Consider the following 19,368-nt stretch of genomic DNA (forward strand, 5'->3'; position numbering starts at 1 on the left):
CTCACGACCTTTCGCAGGCGGCGTCCACGCCGAGCTCCACCGTATCCCATCCCCGAGGATCCATAGGCGTCAGCCAAGCTCGTTCGGCCACGCAGGGCACGAAACCTACCCCCTTCACCCACCATCGTTTACCAACGTAAACGTCCACGCAAACGTTTATGTAAACGTTTACGTGGACGTTCGGATGCGGGAGGACTCGGCGGGAGGCTTGGTTGACGGCTACGGCCGGATCACGGTCAGCCGAACAGCCCCTCGATCGCTGTGGTGTGCAGGTCGCGGTCCCCCATCACGAGATCCGGGACCCCGAAGGAGCCCGCGATCGCCATCCACAGGTCGTTGGTGGAGCGGCCGCCGCGGTTGCCGTTGGTCCACACCTGCCCGCCGCGCAGCGTGGTGCCCTCGCCGCCGAACAGCACCCACGCCATCTTGTCCCAGTTGTGATGCCGCGTGCCGACCTCCGTGATGTACGGGACCAGCGTGGTGTCGAGCAGCGTCCCGCCGGCCACGTCCTTCGTCTCCGCGAGCTCCTTCAGGAAGCCGGCGACGTGACCGGCGTAGAACTCTTCCACCCGCGTGAGGAACTCGAGGGTGTCGGGCGTATCGGGATCGTGGCTCGTGGTGTGGTGCACCTTGAAGATGGCGGAGTTGGGCGGCCACAGCTCGCCGAAGCTCACGTGGTTCGTGCCAGGGGCCCACTGGAACGTGACCACGCGCGTCAGGTCGCAGCGGAACGCGGCCTTGATCACGGCGAAGTGCAGGGCGCCGATGCGCGCGTGCTTCACGTCGTCGCGCTCGCTCACGACGTGCGAGCTGCCGTAGGGATCGATGTGCCCGCTCACCTCGATCGTCTCGGGCTCCTGCGGCACACCGCAGGACGCGGGATCCCTCGGGTCGGCGTCGAACTCCTTCTCCACCTCGCGGATGGCGGCGGCGTGCCCCTCCAGCGCCTCTCGCTGCGAGCTCGGCGCGAGGCTCTGAAGGCGCTGGAGGTCCTTCAGCGCAAAGTCGAGCACGCTCTTCTTTTGGAGGCGCGCCCGATTCAGGGCGTCCAGGTTCTCGTCCGTCGGGCCGCCCGGCATGAGCGTGCCGAACACGCGCCTGTACACCTCGAGCGGCTGGTAGTAGGGCTTCATCGGCGCGCGCGCGCCCGAATAGGACATGTGGCGGGTCGACACCTCGGGCGTGTCGGCGCGGTTGTCGCAGGAGACCTGGAGCGACGCGATGGGCGTGCCCTGGAGCTCGGCCGACTGCTTCACGAGCAGCTGGTCGATGCTCGGCGCCTCGGCCATCGGATCGTCGCCGCCGTTGCCCGGATACAGCTGCTTGGTCCGCGTCCCCGTGCACATCAGCACCGTCCCGCGCTCGTGGCCGCCGCCGACGGACCCCTCGTGCGGCAGCTTCAGGTCGCGCATCACGACCATCCGAGACTTCATGGCCTCGAACGGGGTCAGGATGCGGGAGAGCGTGAAGTTGGTCCCGTTCCCTTGCGGCCAGTAGTTCTCGTACACGGTGCCCACGGGGCGCTGCACGATCAGCAGGCGCCTCGGGGGCGCCGCGCCCTCGGCGGCCGACTCGAGGCCCTTGAGCACGGTCATGAGACCCGCGGCGGCGCCGATGCCTTGCAGGAAGCGGCGGCGAGACCATCCGTAAGAAAGGTTGTAGCCCACGGTCATTCCTCCCTGGCGCGCTCGGTCAGCGCGGGCGACGTCACGATGGCTTTCACGACGTTGGACAGCGTCCGCTGGCCCTCTGGCAGCGCCTCGATCACGCGCTCGACCTGACAATCGCGGGTCGAGAGCTCCTCGTCGTCCGTGCCGTAGGTCAGCAGGTGCCGCGTGATGCACGCGGCGAACCCGTCGTTCTGCGCGACGGCCTCGGCGAACTCGACGGCGCTCGCGTAGCTCCCCGCGACCTCGGCGATGTTGCCCAGATTGACGCGCGCGTCGATGGGCTCCCCATCGAGGGTGTCGCGGTACCGGCCGACCGGATCGTAGTTCTCGAGCAGCAGGCCGAACGCGTCGAACTGGGCGTGGCACCCGGCGCAGGTGCCGTTCGCAGCGCGCGCGTCGGCGCGCTCGCGCTCGGTCATGTCGGCCTCGAGCAGCTCCTTGATCGCGTCCGAGAGCGCCTCCGGGGGCGACGGGATCTTCCCGAGGCAGAGCATCGCGCCGCGCACGAAGAGCCCTCGCGCCACGACGCTCGTGTTGTCGGTCCGGGACAGCGCCGACAGCAGGCCGGGCTGCGTGAGGATCCCGGCGCGCTCCTCGGCCGGCAGCTCGACCTTCGTGAACTCCTCCGGGCTCGCGCCCGTGTGCTCCACGCCGTAGACCTCCGCGAGCACGCGGTTCACGAACGTCTCCCTCGTGGTGAGCAGGGCCGACACGTCGGCTCCGCGGCTCCACAGCAGGTCGTCCAGGAGCAGCTCGGTCTCGTGGAACATGCTCGCCTGGAGCGCGGGGGTGTACTCCGGGAAGAGCCCTGGATCCTTCACCGTGCCGAACAGGTTGCTGAGCCCCCACGCCGCGATCAGCGTGGTGTTCAGGGTGCTGCGCGTCTCGGGCTTCTGGAGCAGCCGCTCGGCCTGGCGCGTCAGCTCCTCCGGATCGTTCAGGGCGCCGGAGTCGGCGGCGGCGGCGAGCTCCGCGTCCGGTAGGCTGTCCGTCAAGAAGAACGAGATCTCGCTCGCGACCTCGTGCGCGGCGAGCTTCACCACGTCACCGTCCGCCTCGCCACCGAGCTCGGTGCGGTAGGAGAACGAGGGGGACGCGATGAGCGCCTCGAGCGCGAGCGAGACGCCGCGCTCGTAGCTCGTCTCTTTCCCGAGCGCATAGACGGACCACAGGTTGTCAAGCTCCGTCTGGTCCACGGGCCGGCGGAACGCCCGCTGCGCGAACTTCGTCAGGAACGTCTTGGCGCAGGCGTCGTCTCCGTCGGGGGCGCACCCCGTCACCTGCTCGAAGCGCCCAGAGATGCTCTCGGCCGCGTAGGCAGCCCTCGCGAGCCGCGTATGCACAAGGGAGGTCCCCACGACAAGGCCCTTCTTGGCAAACGGCTTCGTCCGCGCGTCCGGCGCCTGCTCCGCCTCGATGGCCTCGTCCCCCAGGAGATCCCGGATGGCGTTCATGAACTGCAGGTCGGCGAGCAGCACGACCCGCCGTTCGAGCCGCGGGTTGCACACGGCGTCTCCGCCGCCCGAGGAGCTCGTGCCGCCGCCCGTCGGGTTCGCACCGGCGCCGGAGGAGGAGGAGGAGGAGCCCGGGTTGCCGCCGATATCACCCACGCACCCTGCAACGAGGAGCGACGCGCATGCGGCCGCTCCCAGCAGCCGGGAGGTCACCCCGCTGTGAGTGAATGTTTCCACCTCCCATCGATCCCATGCTGCGTTCGGACCGGTGTTGTGAGTGGAAGATTTCATGGCTCCCGCTGCGCGATCTCGGCCGTCGAGCCACCTCGGCGCTTTGCGGCGCGCTCGCCTCAAGGCGGCGGCCAATAACGAAGATAGTTTCACACGATCCCTCCTGTGAGTCCGCCCTGCTGTGTGAAAAGGTGCCTTCCTGACGTCTGAGGCCGCGGTAGATGAGCCGGCGCCGCGCCGCGTAACACCTCCACGAACCGCCGCTGCCGCGCGGCCGACCCCAACGGGCAGTGGCGCGGGAGGCGAGCGCACCGCGCAGCAGCCCAGGCCCGCCGTCTCTCATCGCGCTGCCATCGATGACGAACGCCCAAATGCGTACGCCGATGACCCTGCCGGCGCAATGCCCTAAGGATGTCCCCCCGATTGTGAGCGTTCACATTCGCCATGTCAACGGGAATCGACCGGCGCCCAACGATTTCTGAACCGGTTGAGTAGGAGGGCCAGCCGCGCTCCTCCGAAGCGCCGCCCTCAAGGGGAGGAGAGGTCGGGCTGCGGACCTGGTCGACGTGGCCATGCCCGCCGTTGGCCGTCGGCATGCCGTTCGCATAGGCCAGATATGACAGCCGGCGTGAAATCTGCGGGATCGATCGCGGCTCCACCGGGAATGGCATCTGCGACGACGAACGATCAGCGTCGGTGCCGCGCTCGATCCCGATGGCGACGATCCCCAGCGCGCACCCGCCCAGTGACGCGAAAGCCGAGTGAAATGAAGAACCCCGACCAGTTTGTGAACGCTCACATTGAAGAACTCCGTTCCAATCGACCGGCCCGCGACTATCCTCCCGCGCCGATGGCTGAGAAATCTCTTCCGGTGCGCCGCGTCAAGAAGGGCGTCGGGCGGCGGGCCGCGGTCATGGTCGACGTGGCCAAGCTCGCTGGCGTCTCGTATCAGACGGTCTCGCGGGTCCTGCACGACAGCCCCCACGTGCGCCGCGACACGAGGGAGCGGGTGCTGGATGCGATCCGCCAGCTCGACTACCGGCCCAGCTCGGTGGCGCAGGCGCTCGTCACCGGGCGGTCGCGGACGCTCGGCGTGGTCAGCTTCGACACGACGCTCTACGGTCCGGCGTCGACGCTCCTGGGGCTCGAGGAGGCGGCGCACGACGCGGGGTACGGCGTGAGCATCGCCAGCTTGAAGTCGTTCAGCCGCGCGCCGGTGCTGGAGGCCGTGCAGCGGCTACGCGACCAGGGGGCCGACGGCATCGTCGTGATCGCCCCGCAGCGGTCGGCGGTGGACGCGCTGCGCCACGTCACCTCCGATGTGCCGGTGGTCGCGGTCGAGGGCGGTCCGGACGACTCGGTGCCGGTGGTCGCGGTCGACCAGCTCGGGGGCGCCGTTTCCGCGACCCGCCACCTGCTCGATCTGGGCCACAAGACCGTGTGGCACATCGCCGGCCCGACCGACTGGCTCGAGGCCGACCAGCGCATCGACGGCTGGCGCTCGGCGCTGCAGGCGGCCGGCGCGGAGATCCCGCCGCTCCTGCGGGGGGACTGGAGCGCGCGCTCCGGCTACGAGCTCGCCCCGCAGCTGACGCGCACGCCGGGCGTCACCGCCGTGTTCGTGGCCAACGACCAGATGGCGCTCGGCCTCCTCCGCTTCCTCCACGAGAACGGGCGCGAGACGCCGCGCGACATCAGCGTCGTCGGCTTCGACGACATCCCGGAGGCGGCCTACTTCACGCCGCCGCTCACCACGGTGCGCCAGGACTTCTCCGAGCTCGGGCGCCGCTGTCTCCACGTCCTGCTCGGGCAGATCGAGAGCGGCCAGCGCTCGTGGTCGCGGGTCGTTGTCGAGACCGAGCTCGTCGTGCGCAAGAGCACGGCCGTCCCCCGGCGCCGGTGAGACCGTGCGCGCTCTACCGTAACCGACATCCGTGATGTCTCCACGGACCGGGCCTTGAGCGGGCAAGCCAGCGGTACCGAGCTGGGCTACCGCTCGAAGTGCAAAGTTGCTTCATGATTGCAGCACGTGCTGTCAATGCACGTTTCCTATCAGCCAGGAACTTGAAATGTAGGGAGCTTCGCGCGCGTGTCGTGATCACTTCCAGGTGCGGCGGGAATCATCCGTCGCGAGTTGCACGGGGTGCGTATCGCTGAGTCCGTTCGTGCCGCCGCCCCTCGGCGTTCTCGCTCCCAGCTTCACCCACGACAATTCGTCCGGCTTGCGGAAGTCCAACATGAACAAGAAGCGTTCTTCTCGATTGCTGTGCAGCACGGCCTGGCTCGCGCTCGGAATGGCGACCCTCATTGGATGCGGGGACGGGGGCGACGGGGTTGACGACGGCGTGGGCGGCTCGGGCGGGGCGGGGAGCACCAGCGCCAGCACGAGCTCCAGCAACAGCGCGAACAGCAGCTCCAGCGCCAACACGACGACCGGCGTCGGCCCTGCCACCAGCAGCAGCTCGGGCGATCCCGGGACGACCACCTCCAGCTCCGGCGGCGCGACCACGGGGGTCGGCGGCGGGGACGCGTCGACCAGCGCGTCGACGAGCGCGTCGACCGGAACCGGCGGAACCGAGCCCGAGGAGAAGTTCGTCGGCAACATCACGACGAGCGGCGCGGTGCGCGACGGCTTCGCGAAGTACTGGAACCAGATCACGCCCGAGAACGAGGGCAAGTGGGGCTCCGTCGAGAGCTCCCGCGGGAACAAGAACTGGAGCTCGCTCGACAGGACCTACAAGTACGCGCAGGACAACAAGATCATCTTCAAGCACCACGTCTTCGTGTGGGGCAGCCAGCAACCCTCCTGGGTCGGGAGCCTCTCGCCGGATGAGCAGAAGAAGGCCGTTCGGAGCTGGATGGAGGAGTTCTGCAAGCGCTACCCGGACACGAAGTACATCGACGTCGTCAACGAGCCGCCGCCCCACACCACGCCCTCGTACACGGCCGGCCTCGGCGGCAACGGCGCGAGCGGCTGGGACTGGATCGTCAACTCCTTCAAGTGGGCTCGCGAGTTCTGCCCGAACGCAATTCTGATCCTCAACGACTACAACAACATCGAGTACGAGAACGAGCACAGGCACTTCAAGGACATCGCGAAGAAGGTGATCGAGGCGGGCGCCCCTGTCGACGCCCTCGGCGCGCAGGCGCACGACGCCTTCAAGATCAACACCAACACGGTCAAGGGGTACATCGACTCGCTCGCCGAGCTGGGCAAGCCCGTGTACATCACCGAGTACGACATCGGCGAAGCGAACGACAACAGGCAGAAGCAGATCATGGAGGAGCAGTTCACCATGTTCTGGAATCACCCCAAGATCCCGGGGATCACCCTGTGGGGCTACATCGTCGGCAAGACCTGGAGGAACGGCACCGGCCTCCAGCAGGAGAACGGCACCATGCGGCCGGCGATGCAGTGGCTGATGGACTTCCTGGACCGCGGTGGTTGACGCGGCGCCGGCGCGCTGATCTGGACGAGCTCCCTCGATCGAAGGAGCTCGGGCGCGCCCGCATCTCGTACGGAGGCCGGCGCGCTCTCTCCAGGTCTGCGATCACAGGGGCACTTGGATCACGTCCTCGCAGGTGAAGTCGACGCCCAGGGAGACCTCGACGTCGGCCTGGACCACGGCGCACGTATCGTCGCAGAGGATGATCGCCGTCGGGTTCGCAGGCTCGTCGTAGCGCCACGTGCCTGCGACCGAGCAGGCCTGATCATACGAGAGCGTCGTCGGCATGTTGCTCGTGGCGCTCGTGTAGGTCACGTTGACCTTTTGCTTGTCGAAGCTCCTCCCGTCGGGCGGCGGCGGGATGGGGATCGTGCATGAGACAGCGGCGCCGCGGATCTTCTCGATCGCGGTCTTGAACGCGGCCGCCGTCTGCGCGGGGTCGCCGGTGTTCAGCATCGACGCTTCTCCCGTGCCGCCCGCAGCGGCGATCTCGTGCAGGTTGGTGAGGCTGGGCGGCGCGCCCGGCCCCGGCGGACTGTCGACCCCGATCACGAAGGTCGAGATGTTGCTGGAGAGCGCGGCCTCGACGTTACTCACGACGTCCTGGAGCGCGTTGCCGCCTTGCCGGCACCCCTCCGGATAGCCGTCGGTCACGAGCACGATCGCATATTTCCCGGGGTGCTGCTGGCGCTGCGCTTCGATGTAAGCGGCGAGGCCTTCAACCGCGAATGCCGTCGGCGTGCTGGTGCGCCACGTGTCCATGGTGCTCACCACCGGCTCGATGACGTCGATCGCCTCGCCGAACGCCGGGGAGGGCAGCGGCGTCATCGTGACATCCGGGGTCGAGTAGTCGGCGGCCTGGCACGCCTGAGTCGTCTGAGCCGAGCCCGGGAAGAACGTGAGCGACGCCTGGAACCCGGTGGACGCGGGATCCGCGAAGAACTGCTTCGTCGCGGCCACGACGGGATCCCACTTGAGATCCTTCCTGCGCCACTCGACGTCGCTCGCTGTCATGCTGGCCGATACGTCGAACGCGAACACGAGGTACACCTGTTGAAACCCGGCCTGGGACGACTGGGTGGCGCACGCGTCCCCCGCGCCCGTCGAGCTGCCGCTGCCGCTGCCGGTCGTACCGGAGCTCCCGCTCGATCCCGTGCCGCTTCCGTTGCCGAAGGTGTCGTCGTAGCCGGTGCTGGTGCTGCTGCTGGTGCCCGAGCCGGCGCCGGCGCCGGAGCCGGAGCCGGAGCCGGAGCTGCTCTGCGAGCCAGCGCTGTCCTCGCTGCCATCGTTGGCCCCGCCGCACGCCGCGCCGATCAAAGCCACCATTGGCAATGCAATGGCTATCCTGGGCAATCTCATGAGCCGACTCCTACTGGAACGCGTGCCAGCGCGGTCCGCGGGCACGAAGTTAGATAGCAACGAGAGGTCTCCAGAGGCGGAATTTTCCAGTGCATGCCTCGCCGGAGCCCCGGGATCGATGACGAGTATAGTCGATGACGCTGATCTTTGCGCGGGATACGGTCCGAAAAGACGCGGCGTCGAGTCGCGGTCGTCATCGCGCAATGCGCCGCCGTTCACGCAACCGGCATGGTCGTCGGAGTGAAATCTCACATCCGGGCGTCGTCTTCCGGCTGATTGACGGCACGATTCGCAACGTCCACAGCATGACCGTGAACAGCAGCTTCACGACGACGGGGTGGCCCGAGGCGCCTTGAGCACCAGCTCATCTCGCCGGGCGAGGAGCGCGGGGCCGCGGCTCCGACCCGGGGGTGGTGCGCGCGCTGGGTCCTGTGCCGTCGCGGGGGCGAGGCGGGACGACCCATCGGGTCGGCTCGACCTGGCCGCCTCCCTCCCGCACGGCGAGGTCGACAAGCGCGGCCATCCTCCTCGCCACGTCCGTGAAGGTGTCCTCGGCCTCGCGATCCTGCGGAAGCCGGTCCGGCAGGGTGGGGCGCGTGCGGTGGATACGATAACGGTCGGACAGGCGCGCGCCGGGGAAGGCGCGGCGCAGCTCCTCCATCCCGCCGATGAGCGCGACGAGCGAGCCCATGGTCGCCGTGCCGTTGTCGGAGTCCCAGCCGGACAGGGTGCCGATCTGTACGGTGCGCCGGAAGCTCCCCTCACCGAACAGGAGGGCCAGCGTCGCTGTCGCCAGGTTGATCGCGGATTCCGTGAACCCCCGATAGACGAAGCCATGCGCCGAGGCCCGCTCCTGGTAGCGATCCGCAATGGCATCGCGGGCGCGCTCCCAGGCGTCGCGATCCCCGGTCGATAGATAGGCGGACAGCACGAAGTCGATGACGTCGGCGGCCTTGGACTCCGCCGGCAGGTAGCTCCTGGCCTCACGGACGATGCGCACGATCTCCTGTCGCCGCGGCTTCTCCAGATCGACGGTCGCCGCGAGCGAGAAGAGGAGAACATGGAACTCTGCGGCGTGCGCGGCGTGATCGCGCGCGGTGGTCCGGATGGGGAGGTCGGCGATCCGCCGCGCCAGCTCCGGCATGCCGGGCGCGAGGGCGCCGAAGATCTCCGTGGTGAGCTGGGCGTCGATCTGGAGCGCGTCCGGGTTGAGGGCCGGATCGCTCGTCGCGGGGGGCAGCACGCCGCGCTCGAGGAGATCGCGCGCCCTCCGGTTGGAGACCCAGATGAAGTCGTTGATGTGCGCGCGCCACCCGTCCCGGATCCGCTCGGGGGAGAGGAAGAGCGTCCCCGCCTCGGTCATGAGGTGGAGGTAGACATACTCGATGTCGGTGTCATCGTCGGCCGGGCAGGGGTCGAGGAGGACGAAGTCGATCGGCGCCCCGCCGCGCCCCAGGGGCTTTCCCCAGTCAGCGTCGGTGAAGAAGGGGCGCTCGATGCGGACGCCCTCCGTGCGAAGCCCTGTCCAGTTGGCGATGCACGCGCCAATCCACATCGCGCGGAGCCGCTCGGCGTAGGCTGCGCGATCGAGCTGGAGCCGCGGCCTCGGGGACATTCCCGGGGCGTCCCGTTGCTCCATGGGAGCGGCGAGCGCGCGGCGCGGCGCGTCGCCGGCGCCCGCGAGCGGCGAGAGAGAGAGGAGCGCGAGCAGGAGGCCGCGCGCCCACGCGCGAGGGCCGACGCGGGGCGAGCCTTCGACAGGGCGTCGATCGCGGCGGGTGCGCATGAATTACCCCTTCGAGTGCGCGATCGGTGCGTCGCGCATGTCCTCGCTTCGCGGCGGTGCAAGCGAGGTGCCTCGCCGAGCCCGCTCCCCTGGCGTCGTTCGCGCCATTAGGTTTCGATCATGAACGCCGGAAGTCTCGATGGGCGCGGCGCGCGCGCGCTCCTGGACCACCTTGTCTCGAGCGCGGCCCGCCATCTCCTCGGCGCGTCCCTCGCCATTGCGCCGGGCGCCGCGTCCATCACGCCGGTGCTGGAGGATCTCCTCTCCTTTCATCCCGGGTGGATGACACGGAGCGTGACCACGCATGACCCCGCAGGGGGCAACGATGATGGATATCGCCCGGGGGTCGCGATCGAGGGGGAGCACCGGGTCCTGTTTCACGCCCGCGGGGAGGGGAGAATCGCGCGGATCTGGATGACCGCCCCCCGCGCGGAGCTCGAGAGGCCGGACCAGGAGATCTGGATCGAGATCGACGGACACACAGCGTTCCGCGGGTCGCCCGGCGATTTCTTCGGGGGTAGGGGCCCCTGGAGATCGCCTCTCGTGCTCGACGTGGACGCGAGCTCGGGCGCGTATACCAGCTACGTCCCCTTCGCCTGGTCGAGCGAGGCCAAGGTCCTCTTCCGGGGCGTTCCCATCTATTACCAGATCACGTACCGCGAGGGCCCCGGGGCCGCGTCGGGACCGACGCCCGAGGAGCTGTCGCGGTTCATGACGGAGGACTGGACAGCCACCCTGCCCGCCCCGCCGCGCCGGGAGAGCCTGAGCGCCAGCGCGCCGCTCGTCCTGGCGACCGGCCCCGCGACCGTATCCGGGGTCGACGTTCACATCCCGGCGAGGAGCTTGAACGACCTGTCGGTGAGGATCGGCGGACAGCCGCCCATCCCAGCGTCGTTCTTCTTCGGCCTCGCCAGCTCGGGCACCGACGCCGACGGCGGATGGACCACCTTCAGGAGCGCGCTGCACGCCGCCTGGACGCCCGACGCCGCAGGGGCGGGCAGGCTCGCGACGCGCCTGCCGATCCCGCTGGCCGAAGGCGAGGTGCTCTCGCTCGAGGCCGCGCCCGGGCAGGAGATCGCGGGTGTCGAGGCGGCCGTCGGCCTCGCGCCCGCCCGCCGAGGCGTGCGGCTGATCGCGCAATACCGCGATCAGATGGCCCCCGGACGCGAGACGACGATGCCCCTCTTCGAGAGCGATGAGCCGCTCCAGCTCGTCGCGCTTCTCGAGGAGATCAGCGGCGGCCGGCCGAACGATCGGACGTACCTCGAGGGCGACGAGATGATCCGGACCGACGGGATGTCGCACCCGCTGCAGATAGGGACCGGCACCGAGGACTACTTCAATGGAGGCTTCTATTTCCTGGGCGCGCACCATAACCCGTTCAGCGGGCAGCTCCGCTTCCTCGTCGTCGATCCCGAGGATGGATGGAAGAACGCCACGTTCGTCCATTCGCTGTACCGCCTGCACGTGGCCGATCCCATCGTGAGCCGCTCCGGTCTGCGCTTCGGTATCGAGGCCGGGCCGACCGGCGCCTACACGCCGCTGCGGGTGCGCTCGCTGGGCCTCTCTTACGCATTCTCGGAATATCAGGTGATCGGTGAGCAGAAGGTCCGCGCGACCGGGCGGCGGCGGCTCGTGCATTCGGCCGTCGACGCCGAGCGGCTGGAGCTCCGGCGGCGCTCGTGGTCCAGCGAGGGCCGCGGGATCACCCGGATCGAGGTCGCGTGCCCGTCCGATGCGCGCGGCCTGTTGCTGCTCCGCGCGTACTCCGCGGCGAACGCCCCCCAGACGGCGCGCGTGAGGCTCGGCGGGCGGGAGGTCGGCGTGCTCCACGAGATGCAGGCGAACCCTGTCCGGTCGCTCGCCGAGGACGCGCTGTGGATCGACCTCCTCCCCGAACAGTGCGGCGCAGGCAGGCGCCCGGTCCTCGAGATCGACGCGACACACTCTCCGGCGCCGTGGAGCGAGCGGGGTTACACGCTGCGGTTCTTCTCCGGACCTCCCACGCCTCAGCTCACGCAGGGGCCCGCGGTGGAGATCTTCGACTCGGAGAACCTCCCCGGGGGGCCGTTCTATGTGAACGATCACTCGATGATCCAGCTCGCCGATGGCCGCTGGATCCTCACCGGGATCTTTCACCGCGAGCCTTATCGACCGGACGACGAGCGCGAGTTCGTCCTCGCCACCGCGCCTGGCCCCGGGCCGGTGAGCTGGATGGGGTCCGTCTCACCGAGCCTCACGCTGGCGCCGGAGCGCTCCTCGATTCACGCCCTCTCCGACGAGCGCTGGATCTGGGCCCCGCACGTGGTCCGGGACCGGGACGGCAGCCTGGTCATGATCTTTCACGTGGGCACGCACGACCCCGACCGATCCGGCTTCCGGATCGCGCGTTCGCGCGACGGTTTTACCTGGAGCCGCGAGGGAGGGACGCTGTTCGAGGACATCTGCGTCGCCCGCGATCCGATGCTCGCCCGGCTCGGCGATCTGTGGGTCGTGTACTATACGCGCTGCGCGTCGATCGCGTCGCCCCTGAGCGGCGTCGCCTACCGCACGTCGCTGGATCTCTTCCACTGGAGCCCGCCGGCCATGGCGCTCACGCTCGGGCCGGAGACGGCGATGCGCAACAGCGGTCATACCGAGTCGCCGTTCGTGTTCGAGCGGAAAGGGTGGTTTTACCTGACGCTCACCAGCTATCCTGTCGACTACGACGCCACGTTCGTCTACCGCTCGCGCTCGCCGTTCGCGTTCCCGCCGCGCGCGGTCGCCCGGCTGCGCGCTCACGCGGCCGAGTGGGTCGCGGAGGGCGGCGACTTCACGTCGGGGCGCCTGTTCTTCACGCACGCAGGGGCCGGGAAGGGCGGCGTGTTCCTCCAGGAGCTCCTCGGCCTGTGAGGCGCGCCGCGAGGGGTTTCAAGCCCTGCGCGCCGGGTGTAGGATTCGCGCATGAAGGTACTCAAGCGCGTTGGGCTCGGGCTCGTGGCGGTCGTCCTCCTGTTCGTGATCGTGGTGATGACGCGGCCTTCCACGTTCCGCATCGAGCGTTCAGCGACGGTGGCGGCGCCTCCAGAGGCCGTGTACGCCCAGATCGTCGACTTCCACGCCTGGGCGCGGTGGTCGCCGTGGGAGGGGCTCGATCCGGCCCTGAAGAGGACCTACGACGGGCCCGCGTCCGGCCCCGGCGCGTCGTACGCGTGGTCGGGCAACGACGACGTGGGCGAGGGGAAGATGACGATCACGGGCGCAGAGCAGCCGTCGAACGTCACGGTCCGGGTCGAGTTCATCAAGCCGATCGAGGCGACGAACACGACGACGTTCACGCTCGTTCCGGCGCCTTCCGGCACGAAGGTGACGTGGGTGATGGAGGGGGAGAACGGCTTCATGGGCAAGGCGTTCGGGATGTTCATGGATATGGACAAGATGGTCGGCGCCGACTTCGAGAAGGGGCTCGGGGCGATGAAGCAGATCGTCGAGTCGAAGGCGGCGCCGCCGAGCTGACCGAGCTGCGCCGTCCGACCCGGGTCGACCAGCGCGCGCGCTCGCCGGTTCGACCCGGGTGAATCCCGGGTGAATCCCGGATGAATGACGAGCCGCAGGCGAGCGTCGCGCCAGGATGAGCTTGCCTGCGCCGGGTGCAGGCGAGGACTCCCATGGTGCTTGTCGGACGGAACTCCGCAGGCGACATGCTCGCCCGCGCGAGCGTGGCCGCGATCCGTCGACTATCCTCTCGCGCCCATGAGCGTCCATGTCGTCGTGTGCGCGTTCGCGATTGCCCTCCTCGCCGCGTGCTCCAAGACGTCGTCATCGGCGACGACGTCGACGGATGCGGGCGCGGGCGCGACCGGCGGCGCGCGCCTCCGCATCGCCGTCGTGCCGAAGGGGACGACACACGAGTTCTGGAAGAGCGTGCACGCAGGCGCGGTGAAGGCCTCGCGCGAGCTCGACGTCGACGTCGTGTGGAAAGGGCCGCTCCGGGAGGACGACCTCAAGGCGCAGGTCGATGTCGTCTCGAGCTTCGTCGCGCAGGGCGTGTCCGGCATCGTGCTCGCGCCGCTCGACGCCACGGCGCTGAGGGCGCCGGTGCGGGCGGCGAGGCAGGCGAAGATCCCGGTGGTCGTGTTCGACTCCGATCTCGCCAGCGACGATCACGTGAGCTTCGTCGCGACCGACAACGAGGCGGCCGGGAGGCTGGCCGGTGAGCACCTCGGCAAGGCGATCGGCGAGGAAGGCAAGGTCGTCGTGCTCCGTTACCAGGAGGGCTCGGCGAGCACGCAGCACCGCGAGAAGGGGTTCCTCGACGCGGTCCGCGCGATGCCCGGCGTCACGGTCGCGAGCGAGAACCAGTATGGCGGCGCGACCACGGAGTCGGCGTTCCACAAGAGCGAGAGCTTGCTGCTCGCGCAGAGGGCGGCGGAGGGGGCCATCGCCGGGGTCTTCACGCCGAACGAGTCGACGACGTTCGGGATGCTTCAGGCGCTCCGCAAGACGAACGTCGCGAGGAAGGTGAAGTTCGTCGGCTTCGACGCGTCGGAGAAGCTCCTCGGCGCGCTGCGCGACGGCGACATCGAGGCGCTCGTCGTGCAGAACCCGTTCAACATGGGGTACGTCGCGGTCAAGACGATGGTGGCGCACCTCCACGGAGAGAAGGTCGAGGCGCGCATCGACACGGGCTCGCGCGTCGTCACGAGGCAGGACCTCGACGACCCGGCGGTGCAGGAGATCGTGAGACCCGACCTCGCCAGGTGGCTCGGGGAGTGAGCGGCCCGTGGGCGGAGAGCGCGCGCCCCTCCTCGAGGTGACCGGCCTCGCGAAGGCGTTCGGCCCGAATCCGGTGCTGCGCGACGTCTCGCTGCGGGTGGCGCCCGCGAGCATCCACGCGCTCCTCGGCGAGAACGGCGCGGGCAAGAGCACGCTGGCGCGCGTCCTGCTGGGCATGGAGCGCGCGGACGCGGGCGCGGTCCTGCTCGGAGGGGCGCGGTACGCGCCGGCGTCGGCCGAGGAGGCGCGCCGCGCGGGCGTCGTCCTTGTGCCGCAGGAGCGGACGCTCTGCGCGCACCTCACGGTCGTCGACAACGTGGTGCTCGGGATCGAGCCGCTCGCGCGCGCGCGGCTAGGGCTAGAGATCCGGGACCGCTCGCGCGCGCGCGCCGTGGCGCGTGCGGCGATCGCGCTCGTGACCGCCGATCCGGGCCGCGTGCCGCTCGACGCGCGGGCCGGGGAGCTCGGCGTCGCCGATCAGCAGCTCGTCGAGATCGCGCGGGCGCTCGCGCAGGGCGGCCTCCGCGAGGACGGGCGGCTCGCGGCGCGGCTCCTCGTCCTCGACGAGCCGACGTCGAGCCTGGGCCAGTCGGACGCCGCGCGCCTGTTCGAGCGCGTCGGCGCCCTGCGAGACGCCGGCCTCGCGGTGCTGCTCGTGACCCACTTCCTCTCGGACGTGCGCGCGCACGCCGATCGCTACACGGTGCTCCGCGACGGCCGCGTCGCGGGGGAGGGCGATCCGCGCGAGATCGAGCCGGCGCAGATCGTTCGCGAGATGCTGGGCCGCGCGCTTGACGACACGCGCGCGAGCGCCGACACGCGCGCAAGCGCCGACACGCGCGCAAGCGCCGACACGCGCGCAAGCGCCGACACGCGCGCAAGCGCCGACACGCGCGCAAGCGCCGTACCCGAGGCGGCGCGCCCGGACGGGGGCGAGGTGGTGCTCGAGGCCGAGGGCGTCTCCGGCGTGAAGCGGCCGAAGCGCGCGTCGCTGACGCTGCGCCGGGGGGAGATCCTGGGCATCGCCGGCCTCGTGGGCTCGGGGCGGACGGAGCTCCTCCGCATCCTCGCGGGGCTCGATCCGAGGCGCGGCGGGACGGTCGCGCTGCGCGCCCCTCGCGGGATCGGCCTGCTGAGCGAGGATCGCGGCGGGGAAGGGTTGATGCTCGGCCGCTCGCTCGCCGAGAACGTCTGGCTCTCGCCGCGCGCCCCGCGCTTCGCCATGCCGAGGTCGCTCCTCTCGGAGGGGGCGCGCTGGATCGAGGAGCTCGCGATCCGCGCAGGGGGGCCGGAGCAGCGCGTCGGCGAGCTCTCGGGCGGCAACCAGCAGAAGGTCCAGATCGCGCGGCTGCTCCGCGAGGACTTCGACGTGCTCCTCGTCGACGAGCCGACGCGCGGCATCGACGTGGCGAGCAAGGCGCAGGTGCTGACGCTGCTCCGCGATCTGGCGCGCGCCGGCAAGGCGATCGTGCTCGTGTCGAGCCAGCTCGACGAGCTCGTCACGACCTGCGATCGCATCGCGGTCCTCCGCCGGGGGACCCTGGATCCGCCGCGGCCCGCGTCGTCGTGGACCGAGGCGTCGCTCCTCCTGGAGGCATCCTCGTGAAGAAGCGTCCGCCGTGGGTAGGGCCGCTCGTGGCGCTGCTGCTCGTCTATGCGCTCTTCGCGGCGCTGACGCCCGACACGTTCCTGCGCAGCCAGAACCTGCTCACGATGGCGCGGCAGACGGTGGTGGTCGGCATCTGCGCCGTCGGCATGACGCTCGTCATCGCGACCGGCGGGATCGACCTCTCCACGGGCTCGCTCGTCGCGTTCACGACGGTCGTCCTCGCGAAGCTCCTGCGCGCGGGGGTGCCGGCGCTCCCGGCGGCGCTCGTCGCCGCGGCGGCGGCGGGCGTCGTGGGCGCCCTCGTCGGGACGCTCGTGGGGCGGGCGCGGATGGTGCCCTTCGTCGTGACGCTGGGCACGATGAGCGCGCTGCGCGGCGCGGCGAAGGGGCTCGCGTCCGAGCAGAAGATCGACGCGGATCCGCGCGGGCTCGACGCGCTGCTGTCGTCCGACCTCACCGCGCCCGGGCTGTGGATCGCGGCGGCGCTGGCGATCCTGGTCTTCGCCGTGCTCATGTTCACGCGCTTCGGGCGGCACGTGTTCGCGGTCGGCAGCAACGAGGCCGCGGCGCGCCTGTGCGGCATCGACACGGGGCGCGTGAAGATCGCGGTGTACACGCTGTCGAGCCTCCTCGCCGGCGTCGCGGGGGTGATGGAGTTCTCGACGCTGACGGTGGGCGACCCGACCGACTCGATCGGCCTGGAGCTCGAGGTCATCGCGGCGGTGGTCATCGGCGGCGCGCCGCTCTCGGGCGGCGAGGGGAGCGTCGCGGGGAGCGTGATCGGGGCGCTGCTCATCACGGTCATCCGGACCGGCGGCGTCCACCTCGGGTTGCCGAGCTGGGTGCAGGAGATCGCGACGGGCGCGATCATCGTGATCGCCGTCGCGGTCGACCGGGTGCGGCGCGCGCGGGGGGCGCGCGCCGCCGCGGGCTGACGGTGATTCGACGCGCGCGGCCGGTGTGTCGAGGCGTGTCCGATGCTCGCAGATCCGAGGGAGCAAGCGGGCCAGGTCGGGCTCGCCTGGCGTCGTGGGCCGCGCACAGGCGGCCTCGGCGCCTGGATCAAGGGCGGGGGCTCGGGCTGTACATCGCTTGCCGTGCGGCGGAGCGCAACGGCTTCCGCCTCGGTTTGCGGCCGTCCTCAGGGGATCTGCACCTCGGTGGAGCCGATCTTCTTCGGATCGTTCGGATCGTTGATGTTGTCCCAGCGGCGGTACAGCTCGACGGCAAAGGCCCCCTTGCTCATGCCCTTGATGGACATGTCGATGTCATAGCGGCAGTCGCACCCGGCCACGGACCCGGGGTCCATGTCCACGGGTTGCACGAGCACATCCACCCTGCTGCCGGCGATCCGGACGAACCCTTCCACCTCCTGATCGCATCGGAACTGCGCGGCGCGGTACTCGAGGTGGACAGCGCCGCGCTCGGGCGTCGCCACGAGCGCCTCCTGCACCGTGTCGTCGTACGCGCCCGCCTTGCACTCGCTCTGGGTGAGGCCCTCGATCGCCTCCGCATCCTCCCAGCCCTCGGGCAGGTCCGCGCTGCCACAGCCGACCACCAGGAGCGCCGCGATCAGCCACGCTGTGTTGTGCATCTCATCCCTCCGGTGCGCTCTCATTGCAACGTGTGTGCCTGGTGTGTGCACCCAACCTCACAGGGCGCAGCGGCGGATCTCGGGGGACATCCGTGTCGCGGGTGTGCCATGGGCTCTTCGGTCGCCGTGGGATCGATGAGCGGACCGCCGCATGACGGAGGTACGCTGCGATGATGCTGGCGACTGGCCACGCGAGGAGCGAGCGGCCCGAGATGTGTCCACGCCGCTGAGCAAAACCTTTCGGATCGAGGAGGGCGTGATGCGGCGATCGCTGGGGCTGATCTTGTGCTTGTCGATGGCGACCGGGGTTGCGGCTTGCGGGGACGACCCGCATGGGGGTGACGGGGGGACAGGCACGGGCGGCGCCGGAGCGACGAGCTCCTCGGGGGCCGGCGTGAGCTTCTCGGGAGCGGGCGCGGGCTCGGGCGGCTCGACGCCGGAGCCTCCGGTGCATGAGGGTGATGGCCCCGCGGCAGGCAACCCGGAGGGGAGCTGCGCTGTTCCCGCCGAGGCCCAGGCCGCCGACACGTCGTCACCGACGACGGTGATCGGCGACGGGACGCCGGAGAGCTGCACATCGGAGGCCGTCGTCAGCGCCGTCGCGGCCGGCGGCATCATCACATTCGACTGCGGCCCGGAGCCGATCACCATCACGCTCGAGGAGACGGCGAAGATCTTCAACGATACTGGCCCCGAGATCGTGATCGACGGCGGCGGGCTCGTGACCCTGAGCGGCGGCGGGCAGCGGCGGATCCTCTACATGAACACCTGTGACGAGGCGCAGGTCTGGACGACGCCGAACTGCGACAACCAGGACCACCCGCGCCTGACGGTCCAGAACCTCACCCTCCTCGGGGGCAACTCGACGAACGATGACGACGAGGGCGGCGGAGCCATCTTCGCGCAAGGCGGGCGCCTGAAGGTCGTCAACTCACGCTTCTTCAACAACACGTGTGATCCGACGGGCCCCGACATCGGCGGCGCCGGGATCCGGGCGTTCATGCAGTACAACGGCCTTCCGCTCCACGTGGTGAACAGCACCTTCGGCGGCGCCGAAGGCTACGGGAACGAGTGCGCGAACGGCGGCGGGATCAGCAGCATCGGCGTCTCCTGGACGGTCATCAACAGCCTGTTCTCCCACAACCGCGCGCTCGGCAACGGCGGCAACCCCCCGATGGCCGGGACGCCGGGCGGCGGCAGCGGCGGGGCCATCTACAACGACGGCACCACGATGACGCTCACGCTCTGCGGGACCCGCATCGAGCGAAACGAGGTGAACGCCCACGGGAGCGCGATCTTCTTCGTGAGCAACGATCACACGGGAAACATCGTCATCGACCGGTCGGTGATCACCAACAACATCGGCGGGTCGTGGTACCCGACCTATCCGCAGATCTCGAACCACGACGACACGCCGATCATGGTCACGGCGTCGACCATCGAGTGAGGGCGGCCGGTCGCGCG

General features: G+C 69.8%; 15 protein-coding genes. 9 read left to right on the forward strand and 6 right to left on the reverse strand.

The genetic code is table 11. The features are described from left to right. Positions 1–236 precede the first annotated feature (236 nt). Positions 237–1,673, reverse strand: coding sequence for a DUF1552 domain-containing protein (locus tag WMF44_RS17970; RefSeq protein ID WP_437300341.1), 1,437 nt, complete (start codon positions 1,671–1,673; stop codon positions 237–239). Then, positions 1,670–3,361, reverse strand: coding sequence for a DUF1592 domain-containing protein (locus tag WMF44_RS17975; RefSeq protein WP_437300342.1), 1,692 nt, complete (start codon positions 3,359–3,361; stop codon positions 1,670–1,672). Before WMF44_RS17975 ends, WMF44_RS17970 begins: the two co-directional genes overlap by 4 nt. 907 nt (positions 3,362–4,268) lie before the next feature. Here WMF44_RS17975 and WMF44_RS17980 point away from each other — a divergent pair. After that, the gene (locus WMF44_RS17980; protein ID WP_437301576.1) at positions 4,269–5,258 is read left to right on the forward strand and encodes a LacI family DNA-binding transcriptional regulator; all 990 of its coding nucleotides are present in this window, start codon (positions 4,269–4,271) and stop codon (positions 5,256–5,258) included. Between the two features lie 195 nt (positions 5,259–5,453). Here WMF44_RS17980 and WMF44_RS17985 read toward each other — a convergent pair whose 3' ends face one another. Continuing rightward, positions 5,454–6,014 carry a hypothetical protein gene (locus WMF44_RS17985; protein ID WP_437300343.1) on the reverse strand — a complete coding sequence of 187 codons (561 nt, stop codon included), beginning with the start codon at positions 6,012–6,014 and terminating at the stop codon, positions 5,454–5,456. Between WMF44_RS17985 and WMF44_RS17990 the strand changes: the two genes are divergently transcribed. Further along, positions 5,977–6,804, forward strand: a complete 828-nt coding sequence (locus tag WMF44_RS17990; RefSeq protein WP_437300344.1) for an endo-1,4-beta-xylanase — start codon at positions 5,977–5,979, stop codon at positions 6,802–6,804. The genes WMF44_RS17985 and WMF44_RS17990 overlap by 38 nt on opposite strands. A gap of 102 nt (positions 6,805–6,906) precedes the next feature. Here the strand turns inward: WMF44_RS17990 and WMF44_RS17995 are convergent, their stop codons facing one another. After that, the gene (locus tag WMF44_RS17995) at positions 6,907–8,127 is read right to left on the reverse strand and encodes a vWA domain-containing protein (protein ID WP_437300345.1); all 1,221 of its coding nucleotides are present in this window, start codon (positions 8,125–8,127) and stop codon (positions 6,907–6,909) included. A gap of 167 nt (positions 8,128–8,294) precedes the next feature. On the opposite strand from WMF44_RS17995, the gene WMF44_RS18000 reads away from it, so the two are divergent. Beyond that, positions 8,295–8,516 (forward strand): hypothetical protein, encoded by a 222-nt coding sequence (locus tag WMF44_RS18000; protein WP_437300346.1) that lies wholly within the window; start codon positions 8,295–8,297, stop codon positions 8,514–8,516. 8 nt (positions 8,517–8,524) lie between these two features. Here the strand turns inward: WMF44_RS18000 and WMF44_RS18005 are convergent, their stop codons facing one another. Next, positions 8,525–9,946 (reverse strand): ADP-ribosylglycohydrolase family protein, encoded by a 1,422-nt coding sequence (locus WMF44_RS18005; protein ID WP_437300347.1) that lies wholly within the window; start codon positions 9,944–9,946, stop codon positions 8,525–8,527. 120 nt (positions 9,947–10,066) lie between these two features. Here WMF44_RS18005 and WMF44_RS18010 point away from each other — a divergent pair, with 120 nt between their 5' ends. The 5 genes from WMF44_RS18010 (at position 10,067) to WMF44_RS18030 (ending at position 17,245) form a co-directional block, all read left to right on the forward strand. Next, on the forward strand, positions 10,067–12,838 hold the full coding sequence (locus tag WMF44_RS18010; RefSeq protein WP_437300348.1) for a DUF2961 domain-containing protein: 2,772 nt from the start codon (positions 10,067–10,069) through the stop codon (positions 12,836–12,838). A gap of 51 nt (positions 12,839–12,889) precedes the next feature. Continuing rightward, positions 12,890–13,441, forward strand: a complete 552-nt coding sequence (locus WMF44_RS18015) for an SRPBCC family protein (protein ID WP_437300349.1) — start codon at positions 12,890–12,892, stop codon at positions 13,439–13,441. 237 nt (positions 13,442–13,678) lie between these two features. Continuing rightward, positions 13,679–14,701: an ABC transporter substrate-binding protein gene (locus tag WMF44_RS18020; RefSeq protein WP_437300350.1), complete on the forward strand. Its 1,023-nt coding sequence runs from the start codon at positions 13,679–13,681 to the stop codon at positions 14,699–14,701. 7 nt (positions 14,702–14,708) lie between these two features. After that, on the forward strand, positions 14,709–16,307 hold the full coding sequence (locus WMF44_RS18025; protein WP_437300351.1) for a sugar ABC transporter ATP-binding protein: 1,599 nt from the start codon (positions 14,709–14,711) through the stop codon (positions 16,305–16,307). Continuing rightward, a complete protein-coding gene (locus WMF44_RS18030) occupies positions 16,304–17,245 on the forward strand; it encodes an ABC transporter permease (RefSeq protein ID WP_437300352.1) in 942 nt (313 codons plus the stop codon). Before WMF44_RS18025 ends, WMF44_RS18030 begins: the two co-directional genes overlap by 4 nt. A 206-nt stretch (positions 17,246–17,451) precedes the next feature. On the opposite strand, the gene WMF44_RS18035 is transcribed toward WMF44_RS18030, so the two are convergent. Then, positions 17,452–17,904: a hypothetical protein gene (locus WMF44_RS18035; protein ID WP_437300353.1), complete on the reverse strand. Its 453-nt coding sequence runs from the start codon at positions 17,902–17,904 to the stop codon at positions 17,452–17,454. A gap of 259 nt (positions 17,905–18,163) precedes the next feature. On the opposite strand from WMF44_RS18035, the gene WMF44_RS18040 reads away from it, so the two are divergent. Next, the gene (locus tag WMF44_RS18040; protein WP_437300354.1) at positions 18,164–19,351 is read left to right on the forward strand and encodes a hypothetical protein; all 1,188 of its coding nucleotides are present in this window, start codon (positions 18,164–18,166) and stop codon (positions 19,349–19,351) included. Positions 19,352–19,368 lie beyond the last annotated feature (17 nt).

The sequence above is a fragment of the Sorangium sp. So ce426 genome, from assembly GCF_051475585.1.
In the GTDB taxonomy this organism is placed as follows: Bacteria; Myxococcota_A; Polyangia; order Polyangiales; family Polyangiaceae; genus Sorangium; species Sorangium cellulosum_B.

Coding starts and splice junctions, on each gene's coding strand:
- WMF44_RS17970 (WP_437300341.1), bottom strand. CDS start 1,673: ATGACCGTGGGCTACAACCTTTCTTACGGATGGTCTCGCCGCCGCTTC.
- WMF44_RS18010 (WP_437300348.1), top strand. CDS start 10,067: ATGAACGCCGGAAGTCTCGATGGGCGCGGCGCGCGCGCGCTCCTGGAC.
- WMF44_RS18005 (WP_437300347.1), bottom strand. CDS start 9,946: ATGCGCACCCGCCGCGATCGACGCCCTGTCGAAGGCTCGCCCCGCGTC.
- WMF44_RS18020 (WP_437300350.1), top strand. CDS start 13,679: ATGAGCGTCCATGTCGTCGTGTGCGCGTTCGCGATTGCCCTCCTCGCC.
- WMF44_RS18015 (WP_437300349.1), top strand. CDS start 12,890: ATGAAGGTACTCAAGCGCGTTGGGCTCGGGCTCGTGGCGGTCGTCCTC.
- WMF44_RS17995 (WP_437300345.1), bottom strand. CDS start 8,127: ATGGTGGCTTTGATCGGCGCGGCGTGCGGCGGGGCCAACGATGGCAGC.
- WMF44_RS18040 (WP_437300354.1), top strand. CDS start 18,164: ATGCGGCGATCGCTGGGGCTGATCTTGTGCTTGTCGATGGCGACCGGG.
- WMF44_RS18000 (WP_437300346.1), top strand. CDS start 8,295: ATGACGCTGATCTTTGCGCGGGATACGGTCCGAAAAGACGCGGCGTCG.
- WMF44_RS17980 (WP_437301576.1), top strand. CDS start 4,269: ATGGTCGACGTGGCCAAGCTCGCTGGCGTCTCGTATCAGACGGTCTCG.
- WMF44_RS18035 (WP_437300353.1), bottom strand. CDS start 17,904: ATGCACAACACAGCGTGGCTGATCGCGGCGCTCCTGGTGGTCGGCTGT.